Origin of the sequence: Campylobacter sp., from assembly GCF_017646085.1 — a bacterium.
GTDB lineage: Bacteria > Campylobacterota > Campylobacteria > Campylobacterales > Campylobacteraceae > Campylobacter.
In genome coordinates this window covers 1-9,737 of record NZ_JAGCNF010000033.1, presented here as the reverse complement: position 1 = coordinate 9,737, position 9,737 = coordinate 1, and the positions used below count along the sequence as shown (strand labels likewise).

Below are 9,737 nucleotides of genomic sequence, written 5' to 3'. Positions count from 1 at the left end.
TGTTGCTAGGGTTTATGGATATAAAGGTGAAGCATTAGAAGAGAAGGTGCGATATATCGAAGAATTCGCTGAAATTGGTAAATATTTTGATGAGCCAATGAATACTTATTCATCTGGTATGCGCTCACGCATAGGATTTGGGCTTAGTATGGCATTTGATTTTGACTATTATTTAATAGATGAGGCTGGAGCCGTGGGTGATGCTAAATTTAAGAAAAAAAGTGATGCTATATATAAAGAAAAACTGAGCAATTCTAAAGTTATAATGGTATCGCACAATATGGCTGAGATAAAGCAGTGGTGCGATAAGGTAATCTTAGTAAATAGCGGAATGACCACAGTTTATGATGATGTAGATGAAGGAATTGAGATGTATAAAAGGATATGCAATTGAATAAAAGAGCTATGATTTTAAGATCTATTAAGGATATAAAAAAACACAAAGAGCGCCTAAATAGGCTTGATAGTTTTAAAACTGTAATATATATAATGGTTGCGGTAATATTTTATTATACATTTATTGCAGCTGATAGATATGTAAGCGAAGTATCTCTCTCAGTTAAATCTACAGATGGCAACTCACCAGTTGCCCTTAGCGGTATTGAGAGTTTAATAGGGATTCCATCAAGCTCAACTGAGGATGTTAGACATTTGCAAGAGTATATAAAATCTCTTGATATGCTCCAAAAACTTGATGAAAAGATAAATTTAAGAGGGCTTTATGAAAAGCAAAAGCTAGATCTATTTTTTCGCCTTTATTCATTTGATAGCAAAGAGAGTTATTTAAGCTATTATAGAAACCGAATTCATACTCTTTTTGATGATACTACAGGGCTTTTAAATGTTGCAGTAGAAGGCTTTAGCCCTGAAGATGCTCAAAGTATTTCAGTAGCTATTTTAGAAGAGAGCGAGAGATTTATTAATGAAATTTCACGAAATATTGCTAGAGAGCAATTAAGTTTTGCCCAAGGTGAGTTAGAAAATGCTAAACAAAAGTATAAAGAGGCCAAAAATGAGCTTTTAGCATTTCAAAATCAGTATGGAATCTTTGATCCGCAGAGTCTAGTGCAGACAAAAGCTGGATTTATCACTGATATTGAGTTGCAAATTTCTAAAAAAGAGACCGAGCTAAATGCTATGAGAAGCTATTTAAATGAAAATGCTCCCGAGATTATAGCGTTAAAAGCTGAATTAAAAGCACACAAAGAACAACTAGAAAAAGAAAGACGCAAAGTCGCATCTAATGCTTCTAAAGATCGTTTAAATGATATCGTAGCGCAGTTTGAGGCACTATATCTAAATTTAAGTTTTGCTGAAGATGTTTATAAGACTGCCATTACAGCAGTTGAAACCACTAGAATAGAAATTGGTAGAAAAGCCAAGCAGTTAGTAGTAATCCAAAGCCCATATAAGCCACAAAGCGCAGCCTATCCAGATAAAATTTATAATATTATTACGATTTTTGTGATTTTATCTTTGGTGTTTGGTATTGTTAGATTAGTTCGTGCTATTATCGATGAGCATAGATATTAGTGTGCATAAAAAGCCATATAAAAATGGAATTCTCCTAGCAGCTACTAGGAATTCTGCCTTTACTCTTGGGGCGATGATTGCTAATATTACTGATGTAATGAGCGCAGAAGTAGATATTTTTTATATCGTTCATGATGGATTTAGCACCAGCGAGATAGAAGCGTTAAATAGAGTTGCTAGTGGGGTTGAGGTTAAATTTATTAGCTTTACTAAAGAGGATTTTATAAGCAAAATAAAAGCTTATGGTGAGTGTAAAAATATCTTAAATTCTCCATTTTTTTCACGCTGGACACATATGGCTTATGGGATGTTTGAGCCGCTTTTGTTGCTTGATGAGTGTGAGCGTATTATATATCTTGATTTTGATATTATGCTACTTAGAGGGATTGGTGAACTTTTTGAGCTTAAGGGGTATTGTTTTGCAGCGCACCGAGGCAAAAGCTTGCTAAATCCAACGCTAAAAGGCTATGAAGGTGAGTTTAAAAATGCTAGGGTTTATAGGAGTGGGATTGTTGTTTATTATGATAATTTGCCAAACCCACAGGAGTGTTATGAGCAAATTTATCGTCTAAGTGCGCATCATGGCATAAACGACCAAGGTGTTTTAAGCTTGTTAATTTTAGGCGCTAAATTTAAAACCAAAGAGCTAGGGTATGAATATACTGGTAGCACATATTGGCGCAAGAGTATTGGCTATCCTATTATTCATGCTTGGGGCAAAGATGGAAGATTTTGGAATAATGAGTTAGTCTATCAATTTTGGGGTAGAATTTGGAGTAAATATTATCAACGTTGGCTAGAATGTGGCGGCAGCGAGTATAAGGGCGGATTTATATGCAGGGCAAATTACGGCATTGAGCGTATTAGATATCATTTAGCCTATAAGCTTGGCTATGCAATGATAGAGAATCACACTACATTACTGGGTAAATTTAAATTGCCTTTTATTTTGCTTGGTATTGCGTGGAAGCATAGAGCCAGACAAAGAGAATATCTAAAGATTATCAAGACTAAGCCATGGCTAAAAGTTCCGCCAATGGAGTATTACGAGGATTATAAAGAGGCATTAAAAGAGAAGCAAAGCGCACCATATCGCTTAGGATTAGCACTTATAAATGCTAGTAAAAACTGGTATATAGGCGGATTTTTTAAGCTTTATGAGGAGATTAAAAAGATCAAGGCAGAACAAAAGAGGTCAAAAAACTAAATTTAATCAAAGTAAATCATTTTTCAATGCTAATTATGCTAGAATTATTTTATTAATTAATTAATATTATAAAAGGAAGAAATATGAATATTAAAATTTTAAAATCTGTATTTGTTTTGTCGCTTGGCTTTGGTGTTGCAAATGCTGGTGAGTATTTTATTGGACTTGAAGGCGGATTAAATCACGCTAAGGTAAAAGAAGAGGGTGTTAGTATAATTTCTAAAAATAACACTATAATTTCTCCTAAATTTGGATACGCATTTACTCCAGAGCACAGAACCTATATAGCTTATGAATATGCTAATAAAACAAAAAGAAGCCACGATTATACAATCGAATTTGATGGTACGCCAATTGGCACAGCAACTGAAAAGTATGAATTTGCAAGCCATAGATTTTTATTAGGATATGAGTATGCGCCGCTGATTGCTAGAGATACTAGGGCTGTGGCTGGAGCGTTTGCTGGTTACTCGCTTGGACGGCTTGATGTAAGAAATAGCATAATTGGCGATGTCTCGCCAGCTATTCCAAGCGTGTTAGATGGCTTTAGCTATGGCGCAAAGCTTGGGCTAAGCTATGAGATTGGTAGCTGGAGCATTGAATTTGGTGGTAAAATTATGCATACTATTTATAAGGATCGCAATATTAATATAAGCTTTAACCATGGTGGTCAGCGATATACTATTAAAAGCGAACCATTAAAGATAAAGCAGCTTGATACTGGCGCATATCTGGGGGTACAATATAAGTTCTAGAGTAAATTTGCACTATTAAATTGGCTCGTAAATGGGCCAATTTTTAGGCTGATATTAGTTTTTAGAGATTTATAAAACTATAATACCCCAACCCAATTACACCTCCATAATATGTTAATATCTTGCCAAATCTAAATTTCGCTATAAAAATTATAAAATACCCAAGTCATAAAACTACAATATCTAATCTAAATTTAATAAATTTCTCAAATTTATTAAAAATTTGCAATAACGATTTAAAGTATAAATTTGATTTAAATCATCCTAATTTTTACTAAACTTAGATAAAATTACCTAAATTTAAATAAAATTAAATTGTATAAAATTCAAAAAAGGTTATAAAATGAACAATATTTTCACAATTCCAGCCACTGGCTATGCGATGCTATCTAAGGATTCTAAATTCACTCCAATTGAATTTACCCGTCATAGTGTAGGAGATAATGATATATTAATTGAAATTCTATATTCAGGAATTTGCCATAGCGATATTCACACGGCCAAAGATGAATGGGGTGGTACGAGCTATCCATGTATTCCAGGTCATGAGATTGCAGGTCAAGTCATTGCTGTAGGTAAAAATGTAACTAAATTTAAAATTGGTGATTATGCCGGAGTTGGCTGCATGGTAAATAGTTGTGGTGAGTGCGAGGCGTGCAAGGCTAGTCAAGAGCAGTTTTGTCAGCAAGGAAAAACAGTTTATACCTATAATTGCCCTGATTTTTTCCATGGTGGCAAGATAACGTTTGGTGGATACTCAAGCAACATTGTAGTAAGTCAAAATTTTGCTATTAAAGTTCGAGCAAACGCCCCATTAGACAAAGTAGCTCCGCTGCTTTGTGCAGGAATTACCACATATTCACCGCTTAAGTTTTCTAAAATTAAAGCCGGCGATAAGGTTGGTGTAGCTGGTTTTGGAGGACTTGGAATGATGGCGCTAAAATACGCAGTCAAAATGGGCGCACAAGTTAGCGTATTTGCTAGAAATGAGAATAAAAAGGCCGATGCTTTAGCTCTCGGTGCTACTAGTTTTTATACAAATACAGATAAAAATATCGTTAATGAAAGATTTGATCTGATTATCTCGACAATTCCAACATCATATGATGTTATGGCATATGTTGATCTGCTTAAATTTGGCGGAGAGTTAGCCATTGTAGGGCTGCCACCTTATAAAGAAGCACCAAGTGTGAGTATAATTGATCTAGTACATAAGGCTGGTAAGAAAATTTATGGTTCATTAATTGGAGGAATTAAAGAGACCCAAGAGATGTTGGATTTTTCGCTTGAAAATGAGATTTATCCAGAAACTATACTCATTACTCCAAATCAGATTGATGAGGCGTATGAAAAGCTAACAAACGGCTCGGGGCAGTTTAGATATGTGATTGATATGAAAGCAAGTAAATAGAGTGGCGTTTGCGATTTTTGCTATTTCAATGGCGCTAATTTATACTAGACCGTTTGGGCTTCCAGTGTGGGCTAGTGCGGTTGCAGGTGCGATAGCGGCTATGATATTTGGCGTGGTGAGCATATCATCTGCCTTTGGCGTATTAGCAATGGTATGGGATTCTACTTTGGTGCTAGTGGGGCTAATTATAATTGCTATGGCGTTTGAGCAGATGGGATTTTTTGACGCTTTGGCTGGGAGAATTATTGGGCAATTTGCTAGGGGTAGTGGTGGAATTTATAGTATTGGAACGCTTAAATTTTTTGCTCTTATGATGGGACTTGGGCTATTTGTAGCTACATTTTTAGCAAATGATGGGGCGATTTTAGTGCTAACCCCTTTAGTTTTTGCACTATTTTCTAATACTAAAGATGAGCTAAGTATAACCACACCCTTAGTGGCATTTTTATTATTTTTTGGTTTTTTAAGTGATTTTGGCTCAAATGCTTTGATTATCTCAAATTTAACCAATATCATAACTGCAAATCTTTTTAATCTCTCATTTAAAGAGTATTTGAGGCGATGGTTTTAGCCCAAATTTTTGCTTTTATTGCTGCGTGTGGGTTATTTTGGTGGGCGCTAGCTAGGCGACTTCCTGCTGTGTTAGAGTTTAAGCTGCCAGCTAGAAGGATTGGGTCTGGGAGATTTTTGGCGTGTCTATTCTTGCTGATTTTATTGCCTGTTGGTAGTATGATTTTTGAAGAGATGGAGTTGCCAATTAGTCTATTTATCTTGCTGGTTGCACTAATTACTATAATGATGCAAGATAGTGGTAAATTTGTGCTTTTTAAGCGTGCACCTTTTGGCGTAGTAGTCTTTAGCGTGGGGCTTTTTGTTATGGTTTATGGCGTTGGAATGGCTGGGATTTTGGAGTTTTTACGTCAAAATATCCAGATACTTGCTGGGCTTGATAGATTTAGTTCTCTTCTTAGCGTTGCACTTGGTTCAAGTATTGGCTCAGCATTAATTAATAACTTGCCAATGGTGATGCTAGGAGATCTTGCGCTTAGGGACTTTGGCGCCGATACGGGGCTGATTTATGCTCATTTACTAGGGTGCAATATTGGCTCAAAGCTTACGCCAATTGGTTCGCTAGCTACGCTTTTATGGCTTGCAAGCCTTAAATTTCGAGGGGTGAGAATATCCCTTTTAGATTATTTTAAATTTGCTTTTATTTTTAGCCTTGGCGTGCTATTTGCAGCAGTTTTGGGCTTGTGGATTGGAGAGAGTTTTGACATTTAGAACGCATTTAGCAATTGGAGCCCTTGGAGCGATGGGCTTTGTGGGAGCAGTAGATTTAAACGGTGTGGCAAATTTGGATAAAACACAAACTGCTTATGTGGTAGGGTTGATTTTATTTGGTTCTGTTTTGCCTGATATTGATGAGCCTAGAAGCTTTATTTCACGCAAATTTCCACTAATTTCGCAGATTACTGCGACATTTTTTAAGCATCGTGGACCAACGCACTTTTTATTTATTCCAATTCTTCTTTTTGTAGCGTGGGCGATTTTTGGGCAGATTGCATGGGGGGCGCGCGGATTTGGAATGATTATGCATCATGTCGGGGATATGCTAACACCTAGTGGGATACAAGGATATTTTTATCCATTTAAAAAGCGTTTTGTGGCTCGAATTTTGCCTAAGAAAATAGCAGTAAAGACTGGCTCAACAGTTGAGATGGCTCTAGTTTTACCAGCTATTTTAGCAGTTGATGGACTTTTAGGAGCAAAGATTTTGGGCTTTGATATTGATATTTCAAAGATTTTTGGATTATTAAATCGGATTGATTTAAATTCATTAGGGCTAAGTTTGTAATATATAAATTTGGCTATAAAAGGCACTTAATGAGCGTAGGCAAATTTACCATTTTTAGCATAATTTTGGTGATTATTTTTAGCGGTTGTGCTACGCCATTTTCTATTGCGATAAAACCTACCCAGTATTCTAATAAATTTATTCAAGCTGATTGTGGTGATTATTTAAAATCTCAGCTTGAGATTGCAAAATCATATGATACAATTTATACAGCTATAAATTCAGCCTCAATTGCTAGAATTTGTCAAGATTTTACGCTTAGTAATGAGCTTTTAGATCTGGCTGAGGAGAGCTATAAATATGATGTGGATTTAGAAAACATAGCTACTAAGGCGCTTAGGCTAACGGCTGGGATATTATTAAATGAAAGTTTTGCAGATTATGATGGTAATCTATATGAGCGGATTATGGTAAATGTTTATAAAGGGCTAAATTTTATGAGTTTAGGGGATTTTGCAAATGCTAGAGTTGAGTTTAATCGTGCTTTAATCCGCCAAGATAGAGCTAAAGACTACTTTGCTGCTCAGATTGCAGCAGCCAAAGAGGAGCTAGAGAAAAATCGTAAAAATGATCCATATTACAAACAAAATTTACAAAATAGCAAGATAGTATATGATGAATATTCTCATCTTTTAAATGAATTTAAAACTAGCGAAGTTTTTACCAATCCATATGCGACTTATATTGCAGCGGTATTTTATTATTTGGATAAGGATTATAAAAACTCAGCTGATACTTTTGCTAAAATCTACATCGCCAATCCTAAAAATAAGCAATTTGCTAGGATTAATCAAATTTTGCAAAATCGAGCAAATCAAATCAAAAATGATAAAAAGCGTTATATATTCTTAGCTTATGAAGATGGACTAGGAACTATAAAAGATGAGTTTTCTTTAAATATTCCATATCTGTTAAATGGCGGCGTAGCAACTCTAAATCTATCCTTGCCAAGGCTAAAAAAGCGTGATTATAGCTATAAAAATATCAATATAAATGGGATAAATACTACTGAAGTAAGCGATTTTGATAATATTTTTGCAACTGAATTTAAAATAGAACTTCCTTTTATTATTACAAAATCCATACTATCAATGGCGCTCAAATCTACAGCCACTGCAGTAATGGCTGATAAAGTTGGTGGTAATGCTTCCTTGCTAGCTGCTTTATTAATATCAGCTACAAATAAAGCAGATACTAGAGCGTGGCAAACCTTGCCAAAGAGTGCAAATATCGCAATGGTAGATAATAATGGCAAATTTGAGATAAAGGATAATAGTGGTAAAATACTAGTCAAAGGCGAGCTAGATAAGAGTAAAGATGCCCTAATATGGTTACGCTCAGCAGCTAAAGATGGGCCAATAACTACAATTATAATACAGAGGTGAAAATGAGAAAAATAGCGATATTTATATTTTGCGTGGTGTTTTTTATCGGATGTGCTAGTAAAAAGGAGATTGTGCTAGAAAATTTAGGATATGATTCAAATTTAGTTAGTCTTGAATCTATTGATACAGATATAGTTCAAAGTATTAAGCATAGATTTAATATTAATGATTTGCTTGAATTTGAGATTATACTAAAAAGTGATGAAGAATTAGATGTGGCTTATAAAGTAGTATGGCTTGATGAGCAGGGTTTTGAGCTTAAAAATGCAATTGATGAGAGTTATAAGGTTGTGCGACTGTTGCCACATCGTCAAATATCAATTAGTAAATTAGCCCAAGATAAAAGGGCTAAAAGCTTTAAAATTTATCTAACAACAAAAGGATTATAGGATGAAAAAAATTGCATTAATTAGCGTAGTAGCTGGAGCCTTATTCTTTAATGGTTGCACCAATCAGCCATTTTATACTGATAATAGCGGCATAATAAATCAAGGCCCAACAGCTACATTGGGATTAAGCAATGAAGATTTTGAAATAGCAGCTGAGGCTATGATAAATAGTTTATTAAGTGACCCAGTATTTGAAAATCAAAAGCTTCGCAAAGTCGTAGCAATGGGGCGAATAGTAAATGATACAGCGCTTAGACTAGATACGCAAAAGCTTACTCGTAAAATTACTCAAGCAATGAGAAAATCGGGTAAATTTGTACTAACTTCAGCTGTTGCTTCAGGCGGAGCGCTAGATTCTATGAGTGAAGATGTGCGAGAACTTAGAGAAAATGATGAGTTTAATCAAAATACAATTGCTAAAAAGGGGACACTAATAGCGCCAGATTTTTCACTTTTTGGCAAAATCCGTCAAGATAATATTAAGCTAAGTAATGGCAATGTAAAGGTTGAATATCTATTTTTACTTGGTCTTACAGATCTAAATTCAGGGTTTGTTTATTGGGAGGATGAAAAGACAATAAACAAAGCTGGTTCAGATAAGACAGTGACATGGTAAATTTATATATTAAGTTTATTAATTATTACTAGCGCTTTGTTTTAATGAGCTGGCTATAAAAGCAAAAAATATGCTAAAGCATCTAGCCAGCTCTAAAAATTAAATAAATAGCTTTGTGTTATATTTTTTAAATGTGTTTTTCATCTTATAGACTTTTAGTAAGACACTTAGGGCGCCTTTTTTATGTTTTCTAGCATATATTATCATCTCACCTAAAATACAACATAGGCCAAAAAGTTCACTAGAGATATTATCGCTATTTAAATTTGAATCATTTTGTGGATTATGTATTAGATTTTTAATAGCAAAATAGCCAAAAATTCCCTCACTCACTCGCAAAATCTCAGCACCTAAAGCAGCAAATAGCTTATACTCTTTTATATCTTTTTTCATCGCTAAAAGCTCATCTTTAAAATATGGAGTATTTAGGGCAAAGTCCCACCAGATATCATTTATATTTTTATTTTGGCTATCTGTATAGCTTTGTAAAAATCTCCATGGTTTTTCACCATAGTGAATGATTTTTGGCTCTTTATAGCTTTGCATAAACTCAGCCCTAGTGCAGTTTAGGCGGTGTGGGTTTTCA

9 protein-coding genes and 2 pseudogenes are annotated in these 9,737 nt (G+C 34.8%); 10 read left to right on the top strand and 1 reads right to left on the bottom strand.

What is annotated here, in order from left to right; translation table 11 throughout:
* From J6V67_RS01610 to lpoB, 10 genes and pseudogenes are all read left to right on the top strand, one after another.
* A partial coding sequence (locus J6V67_RS01610) for an ABC transporter ATP-binding protein (protein WP_367205703.1) occupies positions 1-394 on the top strand: 394 nt, incomplete at its 5' end.
* Positions 395-405: 11 nt separating this feature from the next.
* A complete protein-coding gene (locus J6V67_RS01605; RefSeq protein WP_291857638.1) occupies positions 406-1,533 on the top strand; it encodes a capsule biosynthesis protein in 1,128 nt (375 codons plus the stop codon).
* Positions 1,517-2,740 (top strand): glycosyltransferase, encoded by a 1,224-nt coding sequence (locus tag J6V67_RS01600; RefSeq protein ID WP_291857636.1) that lies wholly within the window; start codon positions 1,517-1,519, stop codon positions 2,738-2,740. The genes J6V67_RS01605 and J6V67_RS01600 overlap by 17 nt, the downstream gene beginning before the upstream one ends.
* Before the next feature lie 83 nt (positions 2,741-2,823).
* Positions 2,824-3,495, top strand: coding sequence for a hypothetical protein (locus tag J6V67_RS01595; RefSeq protein ID WP_291857633.1), 672 nt, complete (start codon positions 2,824-2,826; stop codon positions 3,493-3,495).
* 343 nt (positions 3,496-3,838) lie between these two features.
* A complete protein-coding gene (locus tag J6V67_RS01590) occupies positions 3,839-4,906 on the top strand; it encodes an NAD(P)-dependent alcohol dehydrogenase (protein WP_291857631.1) in 1,068 nt (355 codons plus the stop codon).
* 28 nt (positions 4,907-4,934) lie between these two features.
* A pseudogene (locus J6V67_RS07815) lies at positions 4,935-6,187 on the top strand (ArsB/NhaD family transporter).
* Positions 6,165-6,761 (top strand): metal-dependent hydrolase, encoded by a 597-nt coding sequence (locus J6V67_RS01575; protein WP_291857624.1) that lies wholly within the window; start codon positions 6,165-6,167, stop codon positions 6,759-6,761. The pseudogene J6V67_RS07815 and the gene J6V67_RS01575 overlap by 23 nt, the downstream one beginning before the upstream one ends.
* Positions 6,762-6,790: 29 nt before the next feature.
* Positions 6,791-8,146, top strand: coding sequence for a hypothetical protein (locus tag J6V67_RS01570; protein WP_291857622.1), 1,356 nt, complete (start codon positions 6,791-6,793; stop codon positions 8,144-8,146).
* A 2-nt stretch (positions 8,147-8,148) separates the two neighbouring features.
* Positions 8,149-8,535, top strand: a complete 387-nt coding sequence (locus tag J6V67_RS01565; RefSeq protein WP_291857620.1) for a YcfL family protein — start codon at positions 8,149-8,151, stop codon at positions 8,533-8,535.
* Between the two features lies 1 nt (position 8,536).
* Positions 8,537-9,151 carry a penicillin-binding protein activator LpoB gene (gene lpoB / locus J6V67_RS01560; RefSeq protein ID WP_291857618.1) on the top strand — a complete coding sequence of 205 codons (615 nt, stop codon included), beginning with the start codon at positions 8,537-8,539 and terminating at the stop codon, positions 9,149-9,151.
* Positions 9,152-9,250: 99 nt separating this feature from the next.
* Here the strand turns inward: lpoB and J6V67_RS01555 are convergent.
* Positions 9,251-9,737: pseudogene (locus J6V67_RS01555) on the bottom strand (glycosyltransferase family 8 protein); the annotation flags it as partial.